Origin of the sequence: Agrobacterium sp. Azo12, from assembly GCF_029193765.2 — a bacterium.
GTDB lineage: Bacteria > Pseudomonadota > Alphaproteobacteria > Rhizobiales > Rhizobiaceae > Agrobacterium.
Genome location: NZ_JARFYO020000002.1, coordinates 787815 through 813806 on the forward strand (window position 1 = coordinate 787815; position 25992 = coordinate 813806).

The 25992-nt window shown below is 56.6% G+C and carries 25 protein-coding genes; 14 read left to right on the forward strand and 11 right to left on the reverse strand.

Annotated elements, in window-relative coordinates:
- Positions 1 to 63 precede the first annotated feature (63 nt).
- Both PYL13_RS20045 and PYL13_RS20050 read left to right on the forward strand, forming a co-directional pair.
- Positions 64 to 1149 carry a CapA family protein gene (locus PYL13_RS20045; RefSeq protein WP_275642099.1) on the forward strand — a complete coding sequence of 362 codons (1086 nt, stop codon included), beginning with the start codon at positions 64 to 66 and terminating at the stop codon, positions 1147 to 1149.
- A gap of 100 nt (positions 1150 to 1249) precedes the next feature.
- Positions 1250 to 2389, forward strand: a complete 1140-nt coding sequence (locus PYL13_RS20050; RefSeq protein WP_275642100.1) for a M20 aminoacylase family protein — start codon at positions 1250 to 1252, stop codon at positions 2387 to 2389.
- Positions 2390 to 2410: 21 nt separating this feature from the next.
- Here the strand turns inward: PYL13_RS20050 and PYL13_RS20055 are convergent, their stop codons facing one another.
- Positions 2411 to 3571 carry an AAA family ATPase gene (locus PYL13_RS20055; RefSeq protein WP_275642101.1) on the reverse strand — a complete coding sequence of 387 codons (1161 nt, stop codon included), beginning with the start codon at positions 3569 to 3571 and terminating at the stop codon, positions 2411 to 2413.
- A gap of 244 nt (positions 3572 to 3815) precedes the next feature.
- On the opposite strand from PYL13_RS20055, the gene PYL13_RS20060 reads away from it, so the two are divergent.
- Together PYL13_RS20060 and PYL13_RS20065 are read left to right on the forward strand one after the other, a co-directional pair.
- The gene (locus PYL13_RS20060) at positions 3816 to 4760 is read left to right on the forward strand and encodes a GntR family transcriptional regulator (RefSeq protein WP_275642102.1); all 945 of its coding nucleotides are present in this window, start codon (positions 3816 to 3818) and stop codon (positions 4758 to 4760) included.
- A gap of 6 nt (positions 4761 to 4766) precedes the next feature.
- Positions 4767 to 5645, forward strand: coding sequence for a sucrase ferredoxin (locus PYL13_RS20065; protein WP_275642103.1), 879 nt, complete (start codon positions 4767 to 4769; stop codon positions 5643 to 5645).
- Between the two features lie 35 nt (positions 5646 to 5680).
- Here PYL13_RS20065 and PYL13_RS20070 read toward each other — a convergent pair whose 3' ends face one another.
- From PYL13_RS20070 to PYL13_RS20110, 9 genes are read right to left on the reverse strand one after another with little or no spacing between them, the layout of a single operon-like run.
- On the reverse strand, positions 5681 to 6514 hold the full coding sequence (locus PYL13_RS20070) for an alpha/beta hydrolase (protein ID WP_275642104.1): 834 nt from the start codon (positions 6512 to 6514) through the stop codon (positions 5681 to 5683).
- 13 nt (positions 6515 to 6527) lie between these two features.
- Positions 6528 to 7421: an N-formylglutamate amidohydrolase gene (locus PYL13_RS20075; protein ID WP_275642105.1), complete on the reverse strand. Its 894-nt coding sequence runs from the start codon at positions 7419 to 7421 to the stop codon at positions 6528 to 6530.
- Positions 7418 to 8116: an RraA family protein gene (locus PYL13_RS20080; protein WP_259147280.1), complete on the reverse strand. Its 699-nt coding sequence runs from the start codon at positions 8114 to 8116 to the stop codon at positions 7418 to 7420. The genes PYL13_RS20075 and PYL13_RS20080 overlap by 4 nt, the downstream gene beginning before the upstream one ends.
- Positions 8109 to 8966: a creatininase family protein gene (locus PYL13_RS20085; protein WP_275642106.1), complete on the reverse strand. Its 858-nt coding sequence runs from the start codon at positions 8964 to 8966 to the stop codon at positions 8109 to 8111. Before PYL13_RS20085 ends, PYL13_RS20080 begins: the two co-directional genes overlap by 8 nt.
- Complete coding sequence (locus PYL13_RS20090) at positions 8959 to 10515, reverse strand: serine hydrolase domain-containing protein (protein WP_275642107.1); 1557 nt, start codon at positions 10513 to 10515, stop codon at positions 8959 to 8961. Before PYL13_RS20090 ends, PYL13_RS20085 begins: the two co-directional genes overlap by 8 nt.
- Positions 10512 to 12176: an ABC transporter ATP-binding protein gene (locus PYL13_RS20095; RefSeq protein ID WP_275642108.1), complete on the reverse strand. Its 1665-nt coding sequence runs from the start codon at positions 12174 to 12176 to the stop codon at positions 10512 to 10514. The genes PYL13_RS20090 and PYL13_RS20095 overlap by 4 nt, the downstream gene beginning before the upstream one ends.
- A gap of 3 nt (positions 12177 to 12179) precedes the next feature.
- Positions 12180 to 12995, reverse strand: a complete 816-nt coding sequence (locus tag PYL13_RS20100) for an ABC transporter permease (protein WP_060725923.1) — start codon at positions 12993 to 12995, stop codon at positions 12180 to 12182.
- Positions 12992 to 13936, reverse strand: coding sequence for an ABC transporter permease (locus tag PYL13_RS20105; RefSeq protein WP_192488967.1), 945 nt, complete (start codon positions 13934 to 13936; stop codon positions 12992 to 12994). Before PYL13_RS20105 ends, PYL13_RS20100 begins: the two co-directional genes overlap by 4 nt.
- A gap of 22 nt (positions 13937 to 13958) precedes the next feature.
- The gene (locus PYL13_RS20110) at positions 13959 to 15506 is read right to left on the reverse strand and encodes an ABC transporter substrate-binding protein (RefSeq protein ID WP_275642109.1); all 1548 of its coding nucleotides are present in this window, start codon (positions 15504 to 15506) and stop codon (positions 13959 to 13961) included.
- A 139-nt stretch (positions 15507 to 15645) separates the two neighbouring features.
- On the opposite strand from PYL13_RS20110, the gene PYL13_RS20115 reads away from it, so the two are divergent.
- The 5 genes from PYL13_RS20115 (at position 15646) to PYL13_RS20135 (ending at position 20753) form a co-directional block, all read left to right on the forward strand.
- Positions 15646 to 16107 (forward strand): Lrp/AsnC family transcriptional regulator, encoded by a 462-nt coding sequence (locus PYL13_RS20115; RefSeq protein ID WP_259147412.1) that lies wholly within the window; start codon positions 15646 to 15648, stop codon positions 16105 to 16107.
- A 126-nt stretch (positions 16108 to 16233) separates the two neighbouring features.
- On the forward strand, positions 16234 to 17742 hold the full coding sequence (locus PYL13_RS20120) for an NAD-dependent succinate-semialdehyde dehydrogenase (protein WP_275642549.1): 1509 nt from the start codon (positions 16234 to 16236) through the stop codon (positions 17740 to 17742).
- Positions 17739 to 19112: an aspartate aminotransferase family protein gene (locus PYL13_RS20125; RefSeq protein ID WP_275642110.1), complete on the forward strand. Its 1374-nt coding sequence runs from the start codon at positions 17739 to 17741 to the stop codon at positions 19110 to 19112. Before PYL13_RS20120 ends, PYL13_RS20125 begins: the two co-directional genes overlap by 4 nt.
- A gap of 41 nt (positions 19113 to 19153) precedes the next feature.
- Positions 19154 to 19906 (forward strand): aldolase/citrate lyase family protein, encoded by a 753-nt coding sequence (locus tag PYL13_RS20130; protein WP_275642111.1) that lies wholly within the window; start codon positions 19154 to 19156, stop codon positions 19904 to 19906.
- A gap of 16 nt (positions 19907 to 19922) precedes the next feature.
- A complete protein-coding gene (locus tag PYL13_RS20135) occupies positions 19923 to 20753 on the forward strand; it encodes a carbon-nitrogen hydrolase family protein (RefSeq protein WP_275642112.1) in 831 nt (276 codons plus the stop codon).
- An 80-nt stretch (positions 20754 to 20833) separates the two neighbouring features.
- Here the strand turns inward: PYL13_RS20135 and PYL13_RS20140 are convergent, their stop codons facing one another.
- Positions 20834 to 21757 carry a LysR family transcriptional regulator gene (locus PYL13_RS20140; protein WP_192488973.1) on the reverse strand — a complete coding sequence of 308 codons (924 nt, stop codon included), beginning with the start codon at positions 21755 to 21757 and terminating at the stop codon, positions 20834 to 20836.
- 141 nt (positions 21758 to 21898) lie between these two features.
- Here PYL13_RS20140 and PYL13_RS20145 point away from each other — a divergent pair, with 141 nt between their 5' ends.
- The 5 genes from PYL13_RS20145 to PYL13_RS20165 are packed head-to-tail and all read left to right on the forward strand — an operon-like array spanning position 21899 to position 25961.
- Positions 21899 to 22321, forward strand: a complete 423-nt coding sequence (locus tag PYL13_RS20145) for a cupin domain-containing protein (RefSeq protein ID WP_275642113.1) — start codon at positions 21899 to 21901, stop codon at positions 22319 to 22321.
- 3 nt (positions 22322 to 22324) lie between these two features.
- On the forward strand, positions 22325 to 23110 hold the full coding sequence (locus tag PYL13_RS20150) for a cysteine hydrolase family protein (protein WP_275642114.1): 786 nt from the start codon (positions 22325 to 22327) through the stop codon (positions 23108 to 23110).
- Complete coding sequence (gene hpxZ / locus PYL13_RS20155) at positions 23107 to 23526, forward strand: oxalurate catabolism protein HpxZ (RefSeq protein WP_275642115.1); 420 nt, start codon at positions 23107 to 23109, stop codon at positions 23524 to 23526. Before PYL13_RS20150 ends, hpxZ begins: the two co-directional genes overlap by 4 nt.
- A gap of 16 nt (positions 23527 to 23542) precedes the next feature.
- Complete coding sequence (locus tag PYL13_RS20160) at positions 23543 to 24934, forward strand: FAD-binding oxidoreductase (RefSeq protein ID WP_275642116.1); 1392 nt, start codon at positions 23543 to 23545, stop codon at positions 24932 to 24934.
- A 31-nt stretch (positions 24935 to 24965) separates the two neighbouring features.
- Complete coding sequence (locus PYL13_RS20165) at positions 24966 to 25961, forward strand: ABC transporter substrate-binding protein (protein ID WP_275642117.1); 996 nt, start codon at positions 24966 to 24968, stop codon at positions 25959 to 25961.
- Positions 25962 to 25992 lie beyond the last annotated feature (31 nt).

Sequence of the window (25992 nt, forward strand, 5' to 3'; positions counted from 1 at the left end):
TCCAGACAAAACGCTCGATATTGTCCTTAGTTAAATGCATCTAAAAAACATTAGGAGTTGTCCGTGTCTTCAAAACTCGTTTTTTCAGCCGCCGGTGATATTGTCGTGCGCAATCGCCTCTATGCCGATGGCAACCCGGTAAGTGCCGGATATGAGAAAACGCTGCGCTATCTGCGTAAGGCAGATATCGTGTGGGCATCCTGCGAAGTTCAGTTTTCGGCGAAGGGATACCGGACGGATGCGCCCATTGCATATTTGGTCGACCCAGCCGTCGCAGCAGACCTAGGCAAAGCCGGTTTTTCAATGATGACGGTCGCCACCAATCATACGCGAGACTTCGGCGCCGAAGCGTTCATGGACACCATTGCGCATTTACATCAGGCAGGCATTGCCACTGTGGGCGGCGGTGAAGATCTTGCAGCAGCGCAGGCACCCCATATTGTGCAGATAGGCGAAACGAAGCTCGGTGTAATCGCCGTGTCATGCCTATTGCCACCTGACTATGCGGCGACCGAAGGCCGTCCCGGCATTTCACCCATCCGCATTGAACAATGGCCGGAAATCAATCCGGTATTGCTAGCGACAGAACCCGGCGCACCAATAAAGATGCGCAGTCGCGCAGTCGCTGAGGATGTTGAAGGACTTGTTGCCCAAATAAAAAGCCTGCGGGCGGAGGTTGATGTTCTTGTCGCCAGCGTCCACTGGGGCTTTGGACGTGGAAACCCGAAAGCGGAATATCAGCAGCCACTCGGACATGCGATCATTGATGCTGGCGCAGATATGGTTCTCGGGAACCATCCACATAGCCCGGCTGGCCTTGAAACATACCAAGGCAAGCCAATTCTCTACAGTCTTGGCAACCACATCGCCCAGCAGGACTGGGACAACGCCACCCCTGTGCAGAAGGATATCTTTTCGCAGATCGATCCATGGTCGATGGTGTGTTCCATCGCGATCGACAACCACAAAATCCGCGAAATCGAATTCCGGGCAACCCATTGTGATAGCGATGGCATGCCTGTGCTCATTGACGACGCAGATATCGCAGCTCCGGTTTTGGCGGATTTCAAGCGACTTTCGGCCGCGATGCAGACAGAGACTGTAGTGGACGGTGTGCGGGCAGTCTGCCGTTTCACACCCGCGGGCTGAAATCACTTTAGCCAGACAAACCATCCAAGCGCTGCGGACTAAGTGAGCATAATTCTTTCTCCATAAAGCTCGCAGCGCGCACCTTTCAGGAAACTACACAATGGCTGATTTAATTGCCGAGATAGCACAATGGCGCCAGTCGCTGCATCGTGTTCCGGAACTGCTCTACGACCTGCCCATCACTTCAAATTTTGTTCTGGAGCGTTTGAAGGGCTTCGGAGTTGATACAATTTCTAACGGCATCGGCGGAAGCGGTATCGTCGCAACCATTCGCGGGAGTACTGGCGGTGGAAAATCCATTGCCCTAAGAGCCGACATGGATGCCCTGCCTATCTTGGAAGCGACCGGGCTGGATTATGCATCACACCATCATGGCCGGATGCATGCCTGTGGTCATGATGGCCACACCGCCATGTTACTCGGTGCGGCACGCCAACTCGCCGTCAAAAGAGATTTTGCCGGCACCGCCGTCTTGCTGTTTCAGCCAGCGGAAGAAGGCGGCGCTGGTGCAAAGGCCATGATCGACGATGGCGTCCTTGATCGATTTGATATTGATGAGGTCTACGGTCTTCACAACATGCCAGGGCTTGCTGCGGGCAGCTTCGGTCTGCACGACGGAGCAATCATGGCGTCCTCAGACATCTTTGCTCTTCGACTGAAAGGCAAGGGTGGACACGCCGCAGCCCCTCATCTTGCGCAAGACATCGTCCTTGCCGGGGCGTCGCTTGTTCAGTCTCTGCAGCAGGTCGTGGCACGTAATGTTGACCCGATTGTTGCTGCTGTCCTTTCCGTCACCTGTTTTCAGGCGGGCTCGGCGGAAAATATTCTGCCCTCCGAGGCATTACTCAAAGGCACGGTGCGTGCCTTTGATGAGCAGACACGTGCGAAAGTTCAATTACGCCTGTCTGAGGTCGCACAGGCAACAGCCAAGGCCCACAACATCGAGATCGACGTGGATTACATCCGCCAGTATCCCGCTACGGTGAACACACCGGACAATGTGGCTTTGGTTAGCTCCGTAGCAGAAGACCTCGTGGGAAAGCAGAATGTTGATCGTCGAACTCCGGCACAACTAGCGTCCGAGGACTTTGCATATTTTCTCCAGAAACGACCAGGCGCTTTCTTCTTCCTGGGGAACGGCAACAGTGCGCCGCTTCACAGCCCTGACTACGACTTCAACGACCAGATCATCGCAACCGGCGTCGAATTCTGGTGCCGGCTCATACGAGTCGCGACGTAAGACCAACTTGGCTGGTCATCCTCACCGCGCGGGCCAGTTCCAGCCAGGCGCCTCAATGTCTCCAGCCACGGTTTCACCCAGCACCTTGCTGAGCATCACCATCATGGCCTTACCCTCTGCCTCCAGAGCCGAGACCAATTCATCCGCATGGGAAACGACAATAAGCTGTGAGCGCTCGCAAGCCCGCATGATCAGGCGCGACAGTGGCGCAAGCAGGCTTGGATGCAGGCTTGTCTCAGGTTCGTTCAGCACCATGAGCGATGGTGGGCGGGGTGTCATAAGTGCTGCGACCAAAAGCAGATAACGAAGCGTGCCATCGGACAGTTCGGCAGTTGAAAGCGGTCGCAGCAACCCCCTCTGCAACATCAGTAGCTCGAAGCGGCCACGGTCCTGCGTAATCTCGACGGTGCTTCCCGGAAAAGCATCATCTATAGCGGCGTGGAACTCCGCAGCGTCACCGATTTCCAAAATGGTAGCAACTGCGGCGGCAAGATCTGCTCCATCCGACGACAACACCGGCGTGCGGGTTCCCACCTGCATTTGCCGGACTGGTGCGTAAGGATCGGTACGGAAATGGTCGTAAAAGCGCCAGCCGTTCATGCGCGCACGAAGATAAAGCAGTTCAGGCAGGTTTTTCGGATCTGCCGATTGCGTCATCATGCTTTCAAAAGATGGCAGATCACGGATCAGCACCTGACGCTGCCCACTTGCTGAAAGCACAGTAACAGCGGGGCCTGCACGTTCTGCGAATGCATTGCGTCGGCTCAAGACCTCGCCCGCCCAGACTGCCTCCGCCTTGATGACAGGATCGAGCGAAAAATAGCTCGGCGGCGGTGGCGGCACCGGCAGGCCAAGATCGATGGCATACCCGTAGTCTTCAGATGCAAACCCCAGTTTCAAGGCAACCGGATTTTTGCGCACGGTTCCCTGCAAGGCTACGCTGCCATCCTTCATGCCACGCGAAAAGGCTTCCGGCCCGGCCCAGATTGTCGACTGCAATCCGCCTTCGGCCGCCAGCGAAGCAATGGCCCGGCCTTGCGCAACATCGGCAAGAAGCCGAAGCGCCCGATAAAAGCTCGATTTGCCTGAGCCGTTTGCGCCGGTCACGACGGTCAGCCTGTCTAACGGCAAAACCAGATTTCGAAGAGAACGATACCCTGATATGGCGATGGTCAAAATCATAGGTGGAAAGCTCTCACAAATTGCAAGGGCAAGGCAAGAGCTGGCTCACTTCGAAACATTACAACGTCCATCGTTACAGACCGTCACCGGCAGAAAAGAATGTGCAGCACACCGGCTCCATCAGGCCGACAACTCACACGAGAAATCTAAAAAAATCCTCAGGCATAAATCATCTTTTAAAGCCTGAGGATTTTTGTATTATGTGTGTTTATAAATCATTTTTACTTTAAGGGATTCGTCGTTCGTGAGTGCAGTTGGGTATACGCCGGAACAGTTCACCCTTGAGACAGGTGAGTTAAGCTCCCTGCAAATCGAGGTGGCCCGCAAACTGATGCCTATTATCCGTGGTGGACGCTGGGCGGCAGGTGAAAAGATTTCCGATGCGGTGCTTGCGCGTGAGTTTGGCATTTCCCGCACCCCGGTCCGGCAAGTCCTGCAGTTTCTGACTGAAAAGGGCATGTTGGCACAGATCGACAACAGAGGTTTTGCATTAGTGCGTGCGCCAGCCGAAAACGACAGGCTGGACGAATTGGTGCCGCCATCAGGGGTGGATACACTTTACCGACAAATCATGCATGCGAGAGCAAACGGCTTGATCGGCAGCGAAGCCTCCGAGACGGAACTGCTGGAACATTTCGGCACGTCACGTGGTGTCGTGCGTCGCACGCTGATGCGCCTGTCTGCCGAAGGACTGGCCGAGCGACGAGACGGGCACGGCTGGCGTTTTGCCGAATGCCTCGACAACCGGCAAGCGGTCAATGAAAGTTATGCTTTCCGCGCTATCATTGAGTGCGGCGCCGTCATGGAGGATACATTCCGGGTCGACATGGACATGCTGTTGGCGCTTGAAAGTGAACAGACGGCACTGCTCAACGCCCCCTTGGCATCCATCGAAGGATCCGCATGGTTTGAGGCAAATGCCCGTTTCCACGAAACTGTGGTTTCTTGGGCAAACAACCGCTTTCTTGAGCAGGCAATCCGCCGCCAGAATAGCCTGCGGCGCATGACGGAATATGCCGAGTTTGCCGAATTGAGCGAGGCTGGTGTGCGCAAGGCGGCGCGTGATCACCTGGCAATCCTCGAAGCCATCAAAAGCGATGACCGAAAGCTGGCTTCGGCCATCCTTTTCCGGCACCTCAGCCGTTCCTCCGCAAGTGCAGAGGCCCACCCTGCCCGGCTGGGCGATTGATCCCAGATGGCATCACGCATCTTTTGCCGTGATCTGTGTGGCGAGCGCGGCGAACCGGCATCGGGGCTTGGCCCATCATCAAAAAGCTATGTGCTGCTTCACTGGCCGCGCGGTGATTGGCGTGTGCCACGCATCAAATCGCACGGCATGTCCGAGGGGCTTGGGCAAGCGATTTTGGCCGCAAACGCCGCAGGCATTCATGTCGCGCTGGTGGATGGCGACGACATCGGCTTCACGCATCAAGATACTGTCAGGGACCATGTAACGCCTGAGGAAGCCGAACAGCTGCTGCTGCATATTGCCGGTGGAGGCGTGCTTGACGGGATACGTGACCCACGCTCAACCATCGTATGCTGCACCGATGGCAAACAGGACCCTTGCTGCGCCCGTTACGGCTTTGCGACATGGAAGGCTCTGCGGCAGGCAGCCGATCCAAATCGTTTTCGTATTCTGCAATCCACCCATCTCGGTGGATGCCGATTTGCCGCCTCGCTTGTCGTTTTACCACAAAGGGCTCGCTACAGCCGACTGGAACCATTGCAGGTTGGAGATTTTCTCGACTGCGTTGAACAGGGCATTCCCTACCTGCCCGCCTATCGCGGCAACCCCTCCTACGATGCGCCTGCGCAGACGGCAGAAATCGCGCTGCTGGAATGGGCAGGACAGCGCGGTATAACAGGAGCAGCGACACTTCATAAGACGGAGAGCGACATCTCCAACCACGACCAACTTCATTTCCACGCGACGATTGGCACGCAACACGCCACTGTAACCGTTGAGAGACCTGAATTCGCGGTCAACACACGCTGTGTCACGATTGGTGAACCTGATGGCACAAAAAACGTGGCGCGGTGGGTCGCCACATCTGTTCTGGCCGAAGACTGACCAACGTCGTAGTCTCCGGCCAAACCGATATTTTCTCAGCCTTTAAGAACGGCCGAGAAGAATGCCTTGACGGGCGGCTGAATGCCGGTGCCATCATGACTGATGCCGGCAACCGTATCGAAACGCGGTTCGACACCAACCGCCTTCAGGCCCTTTTCCAAGGTGCGCAAACGCTCAACGCGCGTTTCGCCGCTATCATTGATGCCCTCCATCCAGAATGGTGATTTCGGCCCGACGGTGACATCCCAGGTTTCGATATCCGCGTCACCGATCACTAGCTGCACGGCCACCTGACGCATCGCGTCGATATCAATGGGCTGGCCAAATATCTCTTCCATGCCATCTAAACCGACCCACCACTTGGCACGATCATCGGGAAGCGTGACGGTACCCGGCGCACCCACCGAGACGGCGCGGAGCCTGCGCGGGTGAAGGTAGAGAAAACGATGGGCAAATTGCGCGCCGCCGGAAAATCCGTGCATCAGCACCTTGTCTTTTTCGACACGGTAACGTGTCGCCAGTTCATCGATCATATCCAGTAGAACAAGATCATAACGAATGCCGTGATAGATCATGTGTTTGTAATTGTGCAGATCATCAGGATCATCGATGCCAGCCGGGAAAAGCGGCGCCAGCAAAACGCATTGGTGTTGTTCGGCAAAATCGATGAATTCATCCCGCAGGATATCAGCATCCCGCAGGCTGCCATGGACGAGAACGGCAAGCGGATGCACGGTTTCACCGGTTGGGTCATAACCTTCTGGAATATAGCAGCACCACGAAAAGCGCTGATCCATACGTGACGCAAAGATCGGTGTGCGGCCACGGCGATAGAAATTAAGTGGCGCAGCTGGTTGCGGGACAGACATGAGACAATTTCCCTTACAGTTTTTTCGGTGGTTGCTGGCTGGCGTAATCGGCCAGCACGCGGTTCATACGGGCAAGAATGTCTTTTAATGCCTCGTAACCGTCGTTACGCTCGCGCGTTGTCTCATCCATGTAGAGCTTGCGGTTGATCTCGAACTGCACACTGTGACGTTCAAGTGCGGGGTTTGAATAGGCCGCGACCAGTTCCGCGCCACGAAAAGGTTTATTGAGCGCAACGACCAACCCCTCCGCTTCAAGAGTTTCGGTGATCAGCGCAATAAATTCACTGGAGGCTGACCCGCCATGCAGATCGCCAAGGCAGATATCTGCCCGCACCGTACCCGCAGGATCAGACGAAATCGCATGACCAACGGCGGTCATGGAATGGCAGTTGATGTGATAAACGCGGCCAAACCGGCTGTAGACCGCATTCAGCAGGCCAGCCAGATGCTCATGATAGGGCTGCCAGTAGGTGGCGATCCGCGCCTCAGCTTCCGCCACACTCATGGGTGCCGCATACATTGGCTCATCGCCCCAGGCGTAACGCCACATCAAGCCCATGCCGCGTTTTACGGTTGCGCTTTCACGCACGGGATGAGGCCAATCGCCGTCCACTAACTGGGTGTCCATGTCGAGCAAGGACCGGTTCACATCGAGAAAACTGCGGGGAAAATGCGCACTCAGCAACGGTGCACCGACATCACATGCCGACAAAAACAGATCATCGACATGGGTGTCTGCGGCCACTCTCACACGCTCTGCGGAAACAGCAGGGTTGAACCCCTTGGGCATGTCCAAACCGCTATGGGGGCTGTCAAACACCATAGGGACCAAAGGCGTGCGGGGTGCAATCACCGAAAGCACGCCATCCAGCGTCACATCTTTCAACTGGCCATAGAGCGGGGTCATTTCTGTGTTCCTTCCATTGCGCCCGGGTTGAGGCGCGCATTCACCTTGTCTACCGCGCGGGTGATGTCACCGAGCTTTTCGCCATCAAGCAGCCGCTGCATGGTACGGGCGACACGTGTTTCACGGGCAATGCAGATCTCAGCTATGTCTGCTGCCTCATCTGCTGGCAACACCACCACGCCGGAAGCATCCGCCAATACGATATCGCCCGGCAAAACCGGCACACCACCACAAGCGATCGGACGATTGAACGTGCCGCCGAGATCAAGCTGACGTGTTGTCACAGACGAAACACCGCGGCACCATACAGGGAGTCCTTCGGCGATGATTTCCGCCACATCGGTGCACGGGCCGTCAATGATCACACCCGCAACGCCCGCCATACGCGCAGCCCGTGCCACCGCACCGCCCAGGCAGGCATGGCGACTGTCGCCCAGCCTATCAATTACCAGCATATCGCCGGGGCGCACCTGGCTCAGCGCATAATGCAAAAGGGTCGAGCACATGGCCGGAATGGCGAGCGTGACGGCGACACCGGCACGGGCCTGTTGTTGCGGCAGGATCGCCTGAATGGAACCGCTCATGAAACCGGTATGACGCAGATGCCCGACACTGGCCGTTTCAATTTGCTGCAACGCGTCGACAATCTCCTGCGCAGGCGTAAGCGGCATTGCACCGATGCGTAATTCAGTCATGGCGTTCTCCTTGCGACAGGCCTGCGGCAGATGCCTCAAACGGCTGTACAGCATTTCGTGGATCGAAACCGGCCAGATGACGCATCAGCCGTGCGGTATGGCCGACAATATGGTCACAGATCACCTGGCCTTTTTCAGCACGTGCCAATGAGGCCCGACCACCGAGCATGCCGGCCGGATCAACCTCAGTGCAATCCAGCGGTATCTGGACCGGAATTCCTTCAAAACGAGTGGCCGAGACACCGCCGACAGGCAAACCAAACACACTGCCGCGCGGGGCAGGATCGCGCATCGCTTCGGTTCGAACCAGTTCGGGAAAAAGATGCATATAAACCGAGGTCATCGGCTCACCGCCGTGGCCACGCACACGCGCAACATCATCGCCGTAAAGTGTCTTCCACAGGCTATCTGGCAGGCTCTGCCAGATGTTCAGTGCCGGTATCAGCACGCCTTTTTCACGGCGCAACTTGCGGCAAACTTGATCGATCAGCGGCGCATTGGTTGTGTGGCCGTTGAAAATCAGCAGCTGTTCATGGCCGTGATCAAGGAAGGAGGTCAGGATATCCTCGAGCACTGCAGTGAACGTCGCGGCACGTAACTGAATTCCACCGGCAATGGCCCGGAAAAATTCAGCATGGCCAAATGGTAGTACAGGTGCTGTCAGTCCGTCGCCCGCCCGGGCGCTCATTTCCGCCAGCCTTTCAGTCAGCATGAAATCACCCATCGGCGCATGCGGGCCCTGCTCTTCTTGCGACGCAAGCGGAATGAGAATGACTGCGGGACGCTTCATACGCTGCGCAAATGTCTCGTGTGTCATGCGGGAAATCGCAACCTGTTGATCGTCAACCATGCTGTTTCTCCCTTGCATGCTGCTCCAGCAATCGCCCCTTGATGTCAGGCAATTCGAGCTCGGATGAGTTGACATTCACCCGCCGCGAAAGTGTCATCGAATTGTCTGCAAAGCGTAAGCGGACAGTATCGCGGAACGCCGTTTCAACGAATATCCAGTCCATTTCCAGCACCGCGCTGGCACGGTCATTTTCAAGAAGACGGGCAGAGGCCAAGACCCTCAATCCGCCAGCAGGCTGGTAGGAATGGTGCAGCCTTGCGCCGGGTATTGTGGTGACGGTTTCAACGTAAAAACCGCATCCTGCCCGCACGAGATGTTCACCTTCGGCGTCGCGAAGAATGACACTCAGTTCGTTATTGTCGGGCGCAAGAGCGATGCTTTTGATGCCTTGATCGTTGGGCTCGACCATCCATATGCCGCATGGCACTTTGTCTGACGAAAACGGGTTGTCAGCAAAATTTTCAAGCCGTAATCCAGCCAAACGCGCTTCCAGTTTCTCGGCACTCTCAGGGGTGCCGCCGCCTTTCCCGAGTGCTGGACGCAGCACGTCATAGATAAGCTGATGGACACGGCGATCACTGTCTTCCAACCCGCCGGTAAACGCCACGACGGCATTTTCATCCGGCAGCACGATACAATATTGGCCAAACAGGCCATTGGCGGAAAAGCTGTTATGTGGCCCACGCCACCATTGATAACCGTAGCCTTCACGCCGGCTAACCTTTTGACCGTCACCAACTTCGTCCGGGCCGAGATAATGGTCACCGGTAAACACACCGAGCACCACGTCGCGAATCTGCATGCCGGTTGCCGCTTGAACCCATGGGCGCGGCAGAAGCTGTCGGCCCTGCCATTCGCCACCCTGCAAATGCAATATACCGAGTTTCAGCATGTCCTCACTGGTGCAGCTGAGACCATTGCCGCCGGTGTTGACGCCGTCAGTGCCGGTGTCCCACGTCATGTTGGCGGACATGCCCATCGGCAGGAATATCCGCTCTGAGAGGTAATCCGCGATCATGCGTCCTGTGACCTGTTGCACGATGGCGGACAGCATGTAGCTTGCGGCACTGTCGTAGACGAACACGTCTCCAGGATTGTGGGGGCTCGGCTGGCGCAGGAAATCGTCCACCCAGCTTGAAAGCACTCGCCGCCAAGAGCCACCGGAAATGCCACGTCCGTGACCGCTGGTCATCGTCAGCAGATGCCGCACCTTCATGGCCCGGAGGTTATCGTCGACCGGTCCAGCATAGTCAGGGAAAAATTGCAGAACCGCATCATCGACCGACAGCAGACCATCCGAGACCGCCAGACCAACAGCCATGGAGGTAAAACTTTTGGTCACGGAATGCATCATATGCGGGCGGACAAGTGAGTAAGGTGCCCAGTAAGCGCTGATGATCAGTGCACCATCCTGCCAGACGAGAAGGCTATGCAATTCGAGATCGTGACGTTTGATCTCATCCAGCATGGTAAGGATTATCGCTGGATCCGTGCCACGCGAAGCAGGTGTTGCCCGTGGCAGATCCGCGGTTATTGCTGTCATTTTCATTGCAATGCGTCCGCCTGCTGTTTTTCCGTTTCTGCGAAACGCCAATTCAGCGAAACGCCGGTTTCGGTGCGGGTTAGGGTTGGAATGGCGGACAGCAAGGCCCGCGTATATTCCGACTGCGGAGCATCGAAAATGTCGTCGCGGTTGCCTTGCTCGACGATGGCGCCATCACGCATCACCACTACCCGGTCTGCGAGCTGTTCGACTACACCCAGGTCATGGCTGATAAACAGGCACGAAAAACCATATCGTTTTTGCAGATCAGCCAGCAGTTCCAGCACTCTGGCACGCACAGTAACGTCAAGCGCCGACACCGCCTCATCAGCGATCACGAACTGCGGTCGCCCAACAATGGCACGCGCAATTGCCACGCGCTGACGCTGGCCGCCGGAAAGCTCGTGCGGGAACCGGTCAAGATAACGCCCGTCCAGCCCCACCTCTTCCAGAATGGCGCGGGTTCGTTGCTGCTTTTCTTCCCCCATCGACGTAGTGTCGTGACGCAAGGCTTCCGCCACGATATCGCGTATTTTCATGCGCGGATCGAGTGAACCGAACGGGTCCTGAAAGATCATCTGGCAATTGAGACGGTAGTTACGCCATGCCGGTGAATCCGGCTTTACCTCTTCACCGTCAAAGAAAATACGGCCGGCGGATGCAGGAACCAGCCCGGCAATACAACGACCAAGCGTGGTCTTGCCGGAACCGGAGGCGCCGACCAGCGCCACGATTTCACCCGGCCGCACGACAAGGTCGACGCCATGCAAAGCTTTCTTGGTCGTCTGCGGTGCCAAAAACCCTGCCCGGGCGCTGTATGTCACCTCGATGCCCCGCACTTCCATGACCGGTTTCGATTGCGGATCGATGTCTCTCAGCGGTCCACGCATCGGCATGCATTGCAGCAACTCGCGTGTGTAATCGTGGCGCGGGTTAGAGATGATGTCGGTTACCGGACCCTGCTCGACAATCTCGCCTTGTCGCATCACAATCACACGGTCGCAATAACGCGCCACCATGGGCAAGTCATGGCTGATCATCAACAGTGCCGTGTTTTCACTGCGCACCATCTCCAACATCAGTTCCAGCACTTCGCGCTGCACCAGCGCATCAAGCGCCGTAGTCGGCTCGTCGGCTATCAGCAGGGATGGTCGCAGCAGCATGGCAGATGCCAGCATCATGCGTTGGCGCATGCCGCCGGAAAAATGGTGCGGAAAGGCCAACAAGGCACCTTCTGGATCATGAATGCCAACCCGCCGCAAAATCTCGAGAATTTTGGCGCGCCGCGCCGCAGCATCCAGCCGCGTATGCAGTTTCAGTGGCTCTTCCAGTTGCTTGCCGATAGTCATCGACGGATTGAGTGAGGTCATCGGCTCCTGAAACACCATGCCCAGCCGGGAGCCGCGCAATGCGCGGATGTCCTTACCTTTCATTGATGGTACCGAGCGACCTTCGAAACGGATATCTCCACCGGAAATGGCGATAGCTGGTGGTTGGAGACCCATGAGGCTGCGTGCCACCATGGTTTTTCCCGAACCGCTTTCGCCGACAATACCGACGATTTCACCCGCACCAACGCTGAACGAAACATCGCGGACGATGCGGTGATCATCGATTCCATTCACGGAAAGGCTAAGATTTTCGACCTGAATAAGAGGCTGTTTCATTGCTTACAATCCTCGCATGCGGGGGTCGAAACGGTCGCGGATCGCATCACCGAACAGATTTATGCCAAGCAGCGACAGCGAAATGCAGAGACCAGGGAAGATGCCGAGCCATACAGCTTCTGCGATATGGGGACGGCCACTGGCCAGCATGTTGCCCCAGGTCGGCGCTGGCGGCGGCACACCAAGACCAAGGAAGCTGAGTGCACTCTCAGTCAGCAGGACCGATCCGAACATGGAGGTTGCCAGCACGATCACCGGACCAAGGCAGTTCGGCACGATGTGGCGGAACATGGTATAGGCGGCCGAATTGCCCATGATGCGGGACGCTTCGATAAATTCCCGCTCACGCAGCGACAGCACCGAGCCACGCACAACGCGAACCATGGACGGCGTATAGGCAATGCCGAGCGCCAGGATGATGCCGTACATATTGGCGCCGGTAATCGACAGCAGCGCCAGCGCCAGCAACATGCTGGGAAACGCCAGCAGCGCATCGTTGAATGCCATGATGACGCGGTCCGTCCAGCCACGGGCATAACCCGCCAGAACACCAAACGACACGCCGGCCAGAACTGCAATGCATACTGTCACAAGGCTGATCGACACACTGGTACCTGCCGCCGTCATCAGTCGGGACAGCACGTCACGACCGAATTCATCGGTCCCAAGCCAGTGGGTAGCATCCGGCGCCTGCAACTTGGAGCGCAGATCGATGCGCATCGGATCGAAAGGTGTCCAGATGCGTCCGGCAAGCGCCGCCCCGAAAAAACAGGCGAGAAGAGCGCCGCCAAGGATACGGTTTCGTTGATGGCGTTTCATTCTGCAGTCACTCTCGGATCGAACAGGGGATAGAGCAGGTCAACCAGCAAATTGACGAGCAGGTAGGTGACAGCCACAAACAGCAGGCATCCCTGCACCACAGCGTAATCACGGGCGTAAATGGAATCGACGATCAGTCGGCCGAGGCCCGGAATGGTGAACACGGTTTCCACCACCGCAACACCGCCAAGAAGGTTGCCGAGAATAAGACCGATCAGCGTCCAGGTCGGGCCAAAAGCATTGCGTGCCGCGTGGCGCAGAAGCACAGCCGCCTCACCCAAACCCTTGGCGCGGGCATGGGTAATGTAATCCAGCCGCAAGACATCAAGCGTCGAGGCACGGGCCATACGAACGATAATGCCTACTTCATGGAGCACCAGCGTTGCCACTGGCATGATCAGGTAGATCAATCCGGCAATCGGGTCGTCAGTAACCGAGACATAACCCAGCACCGGTAACCAGCCGAGTTTGAGGCCGAAGCCGAGCAGGATCATCAATCCCAACCAGAAGGTCGGGACTGAAAGCAGCAAAGTGGACATGGCAACAATAGCAAGATCAAGTCCGCCATTCTGTTTCCATGCCGCTGCCATGCCGAGTGGCACGGCAATGAGTACGGAAAGACCAACTGCAATCAGCACCATCCACGCACTGGTCGAAAAACGCTGCAACACAAGATCAAGCACCGGTTGGCCATTCAGCACAGAGTGGCCGAGGTCACCTTGCACGACATTGCCGAGCCAGATGACAAATTGCAGCGGCACGGGTTTATCCAGTCCCATCGTCTTGCGGGCGGCGGCCAGCGCATCTGCATCGGCGAGATCGCCGAGCATCAGGCTGGCCGGGTCGCCGGGTATCAGGCGGATGAGGCCAAACACCGCCACCGAAACGATGAACAGGGTGGGGACAGCCGACAATAATCGGCTCAGGGCAAATTTCAGCATGGTCAGTATCCGCCAGTCATTCTCACTGGGTTTTCTCGACACCCCAGAAGCGGGCGAAGCCCTGCCAGGTGCGATACCCCTTCACCTTCGGGCCGGACACGCCGACATCGAGGCCGTTGGCCAGCATCACCAGGGGCGCCTGCTCCAGAAAACGGGCATGCAGGTCATCGAAGATTGCCTGACGTTTTGCCTGATCGGTTTCCTGCAGCGCCTGATTGACGAGTTTGCTGACATCAGCATCATCCCAGACAGCATTGGCTTTTTTGGCTTTCGAACCGACAACCGTCTGATAGGCGAGCGCCGGATCAGTGCGGTTGGAATAATTGAATGCCATGATCTGGTATTTGCCGCTGTTGAAGCGGTCGAGTTGGCTTGCCCACTCAAGAACTTCGATTTCCGCATTGATACCGGCAGACTGCAACATGGCCTGCGCGATGATTGCGGTATCGTAGTTGATGGCCGAACGACGGTTGGTGAGAATATTGATCTTCTCGCCCTTGTAGCCTGCCTTGTCGAGCAAGGCTTTCACCGCAGTTGGGTCATAGGTGTACCCCTTGTCCTGTGCCGCCGTATGATAAAGCGAGCCGGATGCAACGAGCGAATTGTTGGGGACACCCAGCCCGTAGGTTACGGAATCAACGATCTGCGGCGTATCCAGCGCGGCAATGACAGCTTGACGCATTTCAACCTTGGACATCAATGGATCAGCCGTCTGGAACAGCATGGTCACGAGGCCACCGTGAGGAGCCGCAACAATGTTGAAGTCCTTTTCGTCCTTCAACTTTGCGGCCTCGCCCGGCGGCAGGTAGGGCAGCACATCAAGAGCGCCACTTTTGAGACCGGCCACCGCCGTTGCGGTGTCTGGCACCACAACATACTTCACCTCATCCACAAGGACTTCCTTGCGTCCGCCGTAACCATCGGGCTGCTCTCCTGAAATGGAGTAGTCAGCGAACTTCTTCAGTGTCAGCCCCTGCCCGCGCTTCCATTCGCCGAATTCAAATGGGCCGGTGGCGATTGGCGCCTTCCATTTACCGTCATCTCCGAATGACGCACGGTGGACGATACCTGTAGAACCACACTGCGCCTGCGCCATATAGTTCAGGAACATCGCATCGGGACGATCGAGCGTTACGACAACCGTGTTGTCCTTCGCTTCGATTGTTTCTACCTTGGCGTCACGGCTGCCGTCAAAGAATGTCTTGCAGCTGAATTCCGGATCACGAATGAGTTTTTCAAGGCTCCACTGCACATCGGCAGCGGTCATCGTCTCACCATTGTGAAATTTCACGCCGTCACGCAGCGTAAATGTATAGGTTTTGCCATCGTCGGATACCGTCCATGCCTTGGCCAGCATTGGGTGGATTTCGCCCTTATCACCCGCCGCAACCAGTCCTTCAACCACGTTGAGCATGACAGAATCCGTGCCAGCATCGCGGTTTATACCCGGTTGGGAGCTTCGGATATCAGCGGTAATCTGCACGTTCAGTGTGTTGGCTACAGCAAGTGCGGGGATAGCTAGGGCCACAGATGCAAATAATGCACGCAAGGCCGGTTTCGACAGTGACATAAGTTCGCCCTCTTGTTTTATGTTGATGCAAAAAACATTTCATATGTAAAAATCATAGTCAAGCATGTTTCGATGTGCATTATGAAAACATGTTCGAACCACCCAAATTACGCCATTCCGCAACTCTCGCGGCGGCCCTATGGAGGAAAAACTGAAACTGGATGCAATAGACCTGCGCATTATCGAGGCCATGAAGCGCAATGGGCGCCTGACCAAGCAGGCGCTGGCGGAGGCCGTTGGCCTGTCGGCCACCCCTGCCTGGGCGCGATTGAAACGGCTTGAGGCACAAGGCGTGATCACCGGCTATCACGCCCGCATATCGAGGGCGGAACAACCACTGCCCGTTCGGGTGCTGATGGAAGTAACACTGGCCAGCCATCGCCATGCGGATTTCAAACGCTTCGAGAGCGCTGTCAGTGACATAGCGGAAATTGTGTCCTGCTGGTCAGTGGGCGGTGGCGTCGATTATTTCCTGACCGTGGAAACCACTGATATCGACAGTTATCAACGCCTCGTCGACCGAATGCTGGCCATGGAAATCGGTATTCAGCGCTACTTTACCTATATCGTGACCCGGGCTGTGAAAGACCGAATGGACTAAATTCAATCCAGGATCAGACCGGACGGGCTGCGCAGCAGCTCTCTTTGGCCCGATCATGTCGCCGTGTTCTGCAATACTCGCTGTATTCAATAACAGCCAAGGACAGAACACATGAGCGAGGCCCGGATGAGTCGCCACGAAAGGCGGCATGCCGCACTCGACAGCCTGGATGATCCGGGCCTGCTGCGCGAGCTTTCCTACTCCGGCGGGCGCTGGATCGCTGGACCTGCCGATTTTGCAGTCAATGACCCGGCAAGCGGTCTGCCGGTGGCACGGGTCACTGCCGTCGGTGTGGACGACGTTCGCGAGACCGTCGCGGCAGCCGCGGCTGCATTTCCCGTCTGGCAGGCATTGTTGCCGGAACAGCGTGGCACCCTATTGCGTCGCTGGGCAGAGCTTATCCGCGAACACCGCGAGGATCTGGCGCGGATCATGGTGCTTGAACAGGGCAAGCCGTTCAATGAAGCACTAGGAGAACAGGATTACGCCGCCTCGTTCCCGGAATGGTATGCAGAAGAGGGCAAACGCCTCAACACGGAGAGCGTAACGTCGCATCTTCCTGGCGCGGAGATGATTGTCCGCAGGGAAGCGATTGGCGTTGCCGCATTGGTGACGCCGTGGAACTTTCCTTCCGCGATGCTGACACGTAAGGCAGCTGCCGCACTGGCAGCGGGTTGCACGGTCGTCGCCCATCCCTCCGGAGAAACACCGCTTTCTGCGTTGGCCTTGGTGGAACTCGCCGAGCGCGCCGGCATTCCCTCGGGTGTCTTGAATGTACTGACCGGCGATTCCAAAGAAATCGTAGGAGCACTGTGTGATGACAATCGTGTCCGCGCACTGAGTTTTACGGGATCAACCACCGTCGGAAAACTGATTGCCGCACGGTGTGTACCCTCGATGAAACGGTTGGTCATGGAACTGGGTGGCCATGCACCTCTGATTGTTTTTGAAGATGCAGACGTATCGCGTGCAGTCGACATCGCCATGGACGCAAAATTTGCGACCTCCGGCCAGGATTGCCTCGCGGCAAACCGCATCTTCGTGCATCGCTCGATCTACGAACAGTTTCTGACGCAATTCACCAAACGTATTGCCGCCCTTCGCGTAGGCAACGGACTGGATCAGGCAACGGAGATCGGTCCGCTGATGCATCAGCGGGCAATAGACAGCGTTGAAAACCAGGTGAAGGATGCAATGGCCCATGGTGCACGCTGCCTGACCGGCGGAAAACGTCACCCGGCCGGATCACTGTTTTACACCCCTACTTTGCTTGCCGACGTGCCGGATGACGCACTTATCATGCACCAGGAGACATTCGGCCCTGTGGCCGCAGTCAACGCATTCGACAGCGAAGAAGAGGTCATCAGACGCGCCAATAATACCGATTACGGCCTTGTCGCCTATGTGCTGACGGAAAACGGCGCGCGCCAGTGGCGCATGGGACGCGCACTGCAATTTGGCATGGTTGCCATCAACCGCATCAAAATCACCGGCGGCCCGGTGCCATTCGGCGGCTGGAAACAGTCCGGGGTGGGGCGTGAGGGCTCACGCCACGGCATCGAGGCATTCACTGAACTCAAATATCTGTGCATCGACACCCCCGCTGACCGCGGGATGGAAAGGAACTACGCATGAACGACCATCGCAACGATCTTAACGCTTGGGACCGCAATCACTTTTTCCACCCCTCGACGGCCATGGGCGCCCATGCACGCGGTGAAAGCCCCATTCGCACCATCGCCAGCGGCGAAGGCGTCTACATTACCGACACCAATGGTCGCCGCAGCCTTGACGCCTTCGGCGGTCTCTACTGCGTGAATGTCGGTTACGGCCGCCAGAAAATTGCCGACGCCATTGCCGAACAGGCGCGGTCACTGGCTTACTATCACGCCTATGTCGGTCATGGCACCGAAGCGTCAGTAACACTGGCGCGGATGATCATTGAACGGGCACCGCGCAATATGAGCCGCGTCTATTTCGGCCTTTCCGGGTCCGATGCCAACGAGACCAACATCAAGTTGATCTGGTATTACAACAACGTACTCGGTCGTCCGGAAAAGAAGAAGATCATTTCGCGTTGGCGCGGTTACCACGGTTCTGGCATCATGACCGGCAGCCTGACTGGCCTTGAAGCGTTCCAGAAGGCTTTCGACCTGCCTCGCGCGCCGATCCTGCATACCGAAGCACCCTATTTCTTCCGCCGCGAAGACCGCAGCATGGATGAAGCCCAGTTTTCGGCACACTGCGCAAACAAGCTGGAAGAGCTTATTCTGGCCGAAGGTCCCGATACGATTGCCGCATTCGTGGGAGAGCCAATTCTCGGTACCGGCGGCATCGTGCCACCGCCACAGGGTTACTGGCAGGCCATTCAGGCCGTTTTGCGCAAATATGATATCTTGCTGGTTGCCGATGAAGTCATCACCGGTTTTGGGCGCTTGGGCAGCATGTTCGGCTCAGATCATTACGGCATGGAACCGGACCTGATCACCATCGCCAAGGGGCTGACCTCTGCCTATGCACCGCTTTCCGGCAGTATCGTCAGCGAAAAAATGTGGAATGTTCTGGTTCAGGGTTCCGATCAGCTCGGGCCTATCGGCCATGGCTGGACATACTCTGCCCACCCCGTCTGCGCCGCAGCTGGTGTCGCCAATCTAGAGCTGATCGACGAATTGGGTCTGCTAGAGAACGCTCGCGTTACCGGCGCATGGTTCCACGAGGCACTGGCACAGGCCGTTGGCGGCCACGCCAATGTCGGTGATGTGCGTGGTGACGGCCTGATGGCCGCCGTGGAACTGGTGGAAGATCGCGATGATCGCCGTTTCTTTGATCCATCAAAGAAAGTGGGCGCCTCCATCGTGGCGGCCATGCTGGAGCGAGGCATCATTGCGCGCGCCATGCCGCAGGGCGACATCATCGGCTTTGCGCCGCCGCTGTGCCTGACACGTGAAGAGGCAGAAGAGATTGTTTCGGTCACCGCCGACGCCGTCAGACAGGTGCTGGGATAAATGCGCCAGCCAATCCATTTCCATATCAGGGATACCGTCGCATGACAAAAAATTCCGGACATAAATCAGCCGTCTGGCTCTCCGGGCCGAACATCGCAGCTGCAGAAATTGCTGCCTCCATCGGCTACACCGCCGTCGTGCTCGATATCGAGCACGGCAATTTTGACCTCGACACACTTGAACGGTTCATTCCGGTTCTCAAGGGTTTGGGACTGGAGGTCCTGGCCAAGGTATTGGCGCCTGAGCGTGGTCCCATCCAGCAGGCGCTGGATTTCGGCGCAGATGCCGTGGTCATTCCCCACATTCTTGATGCTGCCCATGCAGAGAAAACATGTGCCTTTGCAAAGTTCCCGCCGCATGGCGAGCGCAGCTTTGCCGGAGGTCGAACCGTGGCCTATGGCAGTCCCGATGACCAATGGTTCATCGATCAGGATCGCAAGACCAGGTGTTACCCAATGATCGAACACGCCAGCGCATTGAGAGATATCGAACACATCCTGTCACTCGACACAGTGGACGGCGTTTTTATTGGTCCGAGCGATCTCTGCCTGCGGCGCGGCCGCGGATCCTACAAACGCAGCGAGGCCGATTTTGCCGATCTGAAAGCGATTGCCGATGCAGCTAAGGCCGCTGGCAAACACTGGCTGCTACCAGCCTGGAGTGTCTCCGAAAAGCAATTCGCCCTAGAAAATAATGCCCACACACTTGTGTTGACCATGGAGCATGGTGCCATCGCACTTGGTTTTCGTGACGCCTGGAACACCACCGCGCAACTTCTCTCGCCAGCGCACTGACAAAGGAAATAGCGACATGAAAATCTCACTGATCCAGATGAATTCGCAAAACGACAAGGCGGCGAACCTGCAAACCGCGGCGAAGCTTATTGAGACCGCCATCCGCGATGAAAAACCTCAACTCGTCGTCTTGCCGGAATATTTTGCATTTTTGGATGATGACAGAAACGCCATGCACGCCAGTGCTGAAATATTTCCCGGTGGCGAGACTTGGTTCTTTCTCTCAGAAACCGCAGCGCGACATGGCGTAACCTTGCATGCGGGATCGATCGTCGAAAAGGATGGAGAGGATTTCTACAATACGTCACTGGTGTTCGGACCAGACGGAAAACAGATAGCACGATACCGCAAGATCCATCTTTTTGATGTCGAAACGCCTGAAGGCATTGTCTACCGCGAGTCTGACTCCATCCGTCGCGGTGAGGATGTCGTCACCTACAAGGTGGGAGATATCACCGTTGGCTGCGGCATTTGCTACGATATCCGTTTTCCCGAGCTGTTTCAGCGGTTGCGTGACCTTGGCTCCGAAATCATTGTCCTGCCTGCCGCATTTACGCTCTCGACCGGCAAGGACCACTGGGAAATTCTGGCACGAGCGCGCGCCATTGAAACGCAGACATATTTTGTGGCTGTTGGACAAACCGGCACTCATGCCGGTGGTAGGAAGGCATGTTACGGCCACTCGATGGTGGTCAATCCTTGGGGTCACATGATTGCGCAGAGCCCGGATTTGGTAACCGCCATTACGGCGCGGATTGACCTACCATACATAAAGTCCGTCCGGCAAAACCTGCCAGTTGCCAACCATTGCGTGATGCGTTCAAGACCGGGCGCGACCCAGGCCTAAAGGCTGGTTTCGCGACGCGTAAACAAACGGCGTTCCGCTCTCGCGGGCGGAGCGTCATTTTTGATATCTGCAATAAAGCACTAAATCGACGTTAGGTCCGGCACACTTGAAACCTGCTGGATGACCTGCCGCAGGTTCTCGACAAACAGGCTGGCAAGCGCACTTGGTGTTCTTTCACTGCCAATCAGCATCAATTGCTGCGTGTGATGCGCGAGTTCATGGATCGGAATATAGACTAGCCTCCCCTGCCTTAGCTCATATTCGATATCGAATGGCGTCAGGAAAGTAATACCCTCGTCCGACAGGGCCGTGTGCCGCATGACCTCAATCGAGTTGGTTTCGACCGCGAACTGCGGCTCCAGCTTCATTTTGCTAAACAGCCTGTCGAGATGCGGCCGGATAGCCATGGTCATATCCGCAACGATCAGACGGTAACCGATGCAATCACTGATCCGAATGCTGGACCGCGACGCCAGCGGATGATCCGGCGCCATGACAGCGCCCAGACGGCCGATTGCTACATCAAGAACGCGGATGTTGGGTCTGGATGGAAAGTCGAATCCGATACCGATATGTGCCTCACCATTTTCCACGCTGTCCATGATGTCATCACCAGTCGGCAGCAGCCGAAGCTGGAGTTTGACGCGCGGATTACGCTTCTGGAAATGCGCAACAGCACGCGGCACCAGGTTGGCGGCAAGGCCGCTCATAACCGCGACCGTAATTTCACCCCGTCTTAAGCCTTTCAGCTCCTCGATCTGCGACTGGACGCGCTCCATGTCCTTCAACGTCGCACGGATATGTCTAATGAGAATTTCACCCGCCGCCGTCAGCAACAGCTTGCGGGTCGTGCGCTGAAAAATCGGCGTTCCGAGCTCCTCTTCGAACGCAAGAATCTGCCGGCTAACTGCGGACGGCGCGACATTGAGCTTTTCGGCGGCCTTACGGATCGAGCCTGAACGGGCCACTTCATCGAAATAGCTGAGCAATCTGGCGTGCAGCATAACGTCAAATCCATGTTGCCCAAAAGGCAACGCAAACAACACAATTAAGCGCTTTTAATTCATTTTATCCTTGCTAACAATGTCTATGCGCCTGAAAAAACGCCACGCCTACAAACTAGGCAAATACCATAGGAAGCGAATATGAAAACCTTTTCTTTTGAAAATGCGACAAGTGCCGAGGCGTTCCAGATCTCGCCGACGGATACCAACTACTTCGCCATCCTGTTCGACCCGAAATCCGCACCAACCGACAACATCTTCGTCGTCGAAATCTTCAATGTCGGTGGCGCAACGCCTCCCAACAGCCACTCAGATGCGCATGAATTTTTCTACGTGCTGCAAGGTGAAGGCACCGCCGCAAGCGACGGCGACGAAATGCCGATCAAAAAAGGTGATGCATTGTTGCTCAACCCCGGCAGCGTCCACATTGTCAAAAACACGGGCACATCAAAGCTTTACACACTGACCGTGATGACGCCGAACCAGGATTTTTCCGAACTTATCCGCAGCGGCCAGCGCATCAGCCTCGACGAAGAAGACCTTCGCGTTCTGCAGGGGCTTTGATCAATGGACACTATGGCAACCCAGCCGCACCTCAATCCCCTCGGCCCATCAGCCCGCAATGAATGGCGGGTTTCAGCTGACACGGTCAACATGATCCGTGTACCGGTCAGCGCACGTCCAGTCTCGGTACAGGACCGTAACCGCACCATCACATTCGACGCGGCCCGCACCGCGGTCATCGTCATCGATATGCAGAACGACTTCTGCCATCCCGACGGCTGGCTTGCCCATATTGGCGTAGACGTTACCCCTGCACGTGCGCCGATAGAGCCATTAAAAGCGCTTTTACCAGTGCTGCGCAAATCCGACGTCCCCGTGATCTGGGTGAACTGGGGCAACAGGGCGGACCGCGCCAACCTCTCGCCCGGCGTGCTGCATGTCTACAATTCGGACGGCGTCAGCATCGGCATCGGCGACAAGTTGCCATCACGCAACGCGGGGGTTCTTCAGGTCGGAAGCTGGGCTGCACAGGTCGTTGATGAACTGGCTATCGAGCCGGATGATATCTGTGTCGACAAATACAGCATGTCCGGTTTTCATGACACGGTTTTGGAAAGCATCCTACGCAATCTCGGCGTTACAACCTTGCTGTTTGCTGGCGTGAATGCGGACCAATGTGTTCTGTGCACACTACAGGACGGAAACTTCCGGGGTTTCGACTGCATCATGCTGGAAGATTGTTCGGCCACGACATCACCGACCTTCTGCATGGATGCTACCCTCTACAATGTGCGCCAGTGCTTCGGTTTTGTCTGCGGTTCCAACGAAATTCGGGAGCAGCTGGCATGACGACGAACATCACTCCGTCAAGCGCAGCCGTATTGCCCGTCAACCTGCCCGACGTCATCGCCGAAGTCACCGTTTTGTGTGACGCCTATGAGGTGGCATTGATGGCGAATGATCTGGACACGCTTGACGCGCTTTTCTGGTCTGCCAGCGAAACGCTACGCTACGGCATTGCCGAAAATCTCTACGGCATAGAAGAAATCCGCGCCTACCGTGTCGGGCGTACTGGCGGCTCGCCTCAACGGGACGTCCTTCGCCGCGTCATCACGACCCACGGAACCGATGTCGCGACCTGTAATCTCGAATTTATCAGGCCTGCAACCGGCACCCGAGGGCGCCAGAGCCAGACCTGGATACGTACCGTCGACGGCTGGAAAATTGCCGCCGCTCACGTCTCACTCATCAACGCCGACCGTTAAGCCGCAGGAGGCCGGAATGTCTGATATTCATGCCTTCATTTCAGATCTTGGCGATATTCCCGCAACAACAGATCCACGCACCATCCGGACAAAAAGCCGCGATCACTATTCGCTTAGCCCGCTCTTGCAAAAGACACTGGCGGGATTGCAGGCGGAACTGGTGGTGTCGCCCCGCACCAAGGATGAGGTTCTGACTGTTGCCAAAGCCGCCCACAAACACCGCATATCACTGACACCACGTGGTGCGGGAACTGCAAATTATGGTCAGAGTGTTCCCCTTCGTGGCGGTGCCATGCTGGACCTTTCCGGGCTGAGCGGCATCGTATCCATTCGCGATGGTGCGGTGCGGGCACGTGCGGGAACAAAGATCGAGGATATCGAGGCCGCAGTTCAGGAAACGGGACAGGAACTGCGTTTCTTCCCGACCACCAGACGACAGGCAACGATTGGCGGTTTCATCGCAGGCGGCACGGGCGGTGTGGGTTCTATCACCTGGGGCGTTCTGCGTGACCGGGGCAACATCATCGCACTGGAAGCCTGTTCCGTAGAAGCGGAGCCGCAACTGGTGGAACTACGCGGCAAGGAGACCCGTCTTCTGCAGCATGGCTACGGCACCAACGGCATCATTACCGAAGTCGAATTTGCGCTGGCACCGGCCCGCAAATGGGTTGAGATCCTGGTCGGTTTCAACGACTACCCGACAGCCATACGTCACGCACTGGCAATCGGTTACGAGACCGGGCTCGTCAAAAAACTGGCCTCGGCTTACGAGTGGCCAATCGGTCAGTGGCTTACCCCTTTCGCACCCTTTGTGCCGCAAGGACAGTCCGTGGTCATGGCAATGATCGATGCCTCCTCGATGGAGCTTTACCACGAGATGGTCAGCGAGGCTGGTGGCACGATACTGACCGAGGCACCTGAAGCCCAAGGCCCCTATGGCAGGCCAATGCATGAATTTGCCTTTGGTCACACAACGCTTCAAGTCCAGAAAACCGTGCCGACGGTCACAGAGGTTGAGGGATTTTTCCGCTCAAGCGACCTCGAGGGTCAGGTTTTGCGGGTTTATGAGCGCATCCGTCACACCGGCCCCCTGCGGCTGGAGGTTCGCCGCTGGGAAGGCGATCTCGTTTGCTCCGGCTCAACCTTCATCACGTTCGAAAAGGAAGAAGAGGTCGACGATGTCGTGCGGATGATGCGCGAAGAGGGAATTCGCGTCGCCAATCCCCATGCCTCAAACGTGCGTGGCGTCGGGAAAAAGGAAATCGGCCCGGCCGACATCGCCTTCAAGAAACGCATGGATCCCGAAGGCCTGCTCAATCCGGGCCGTTTCGAGATTGATGAAACCAAGGATGCCGTCATCGATAAATTTTTGAAAACCGATGGCTGGCTGGAAGCCAAAACCGCCTGATCGCATACCCCAAAACAACAATGAGGGAACAATGGAAATGAAGATAGGCAATTACCTGAAATCCTCCATCGCGGCCCTGGCCGTGTTTGCAGGCCTCGCCGCTCCCGCAGCCGCCAACGAACCAGTCACCTTTCAGTTAAGCTGGAAAGCCCAGCCGGAATTTGCAGGTTTCTATGAAGCCCTTGAAAAAGGCTATTATGCCGCCTGTGGAATCGACATGACGTTGCGCGAAGGCGCACCAGGTATCGATCCAACCCAGCTTCTGACAACAGGCGCGGTCGATGTGGCCCTGCTGCCGCAGAATGATGGTGTTTTGCGCATGAATTCGGTCGGCTTCCCGGCCAAGGCCGTGATGGCGTCGATGCAGAAATTCCTGACGGTGATGCTGTACCACGACGAATCCGGCATTAAGAAGCCTGAAGACATCAAGGACAAACCTGTCTTGATTTCGCAGAGCAACCGCACGACTTTCTGGCCATTCCTGAAATCCAAATATGGCTACACCGACGATCAGCTGCGCACTTACACTGGCCAGATAGCAACCTGGATGTCGGACAAAACCTCCATCCAGCAGGGTGTCGTGACGCAGGAACCGTTCCGCATCAAGGCTGAGACCGGCAAGCTGCCATCCTACTTCCTGCTGTCGGACATGGGTTACAACCCCTACACCGTGATCGTCGTGGTCTCGCAGAAGATGATCGATGAGAAGCCTGAGGTCGTGCAGTGCCTGGTTGACGGCTCTCGCAAGGGCTGGGTCGATTTCCTGAAAGACCCGTCGGTCGCTTTTGCTGCCATCAACAAGCTCAATCCCCAGATCACCAAAGAGCTGATGGATTACAGCCACGAGATGATGACGGCCAATAACCTGGTCGAGAACGACGACACCGCCAAACACGGTATCGGCTGGATCTCAGCCGAGCGATGGAAGTCTCACTATGAGATGCTGGTCGCTAACGGCCTGTTTGCTGCGGACTTCGACTACGCGAGTGCCTTTACGACACAGTTTCTCGAAAAGCCGATGAACTAACAACGACGTCGAGGGCGGGCGCTTGCCGCCC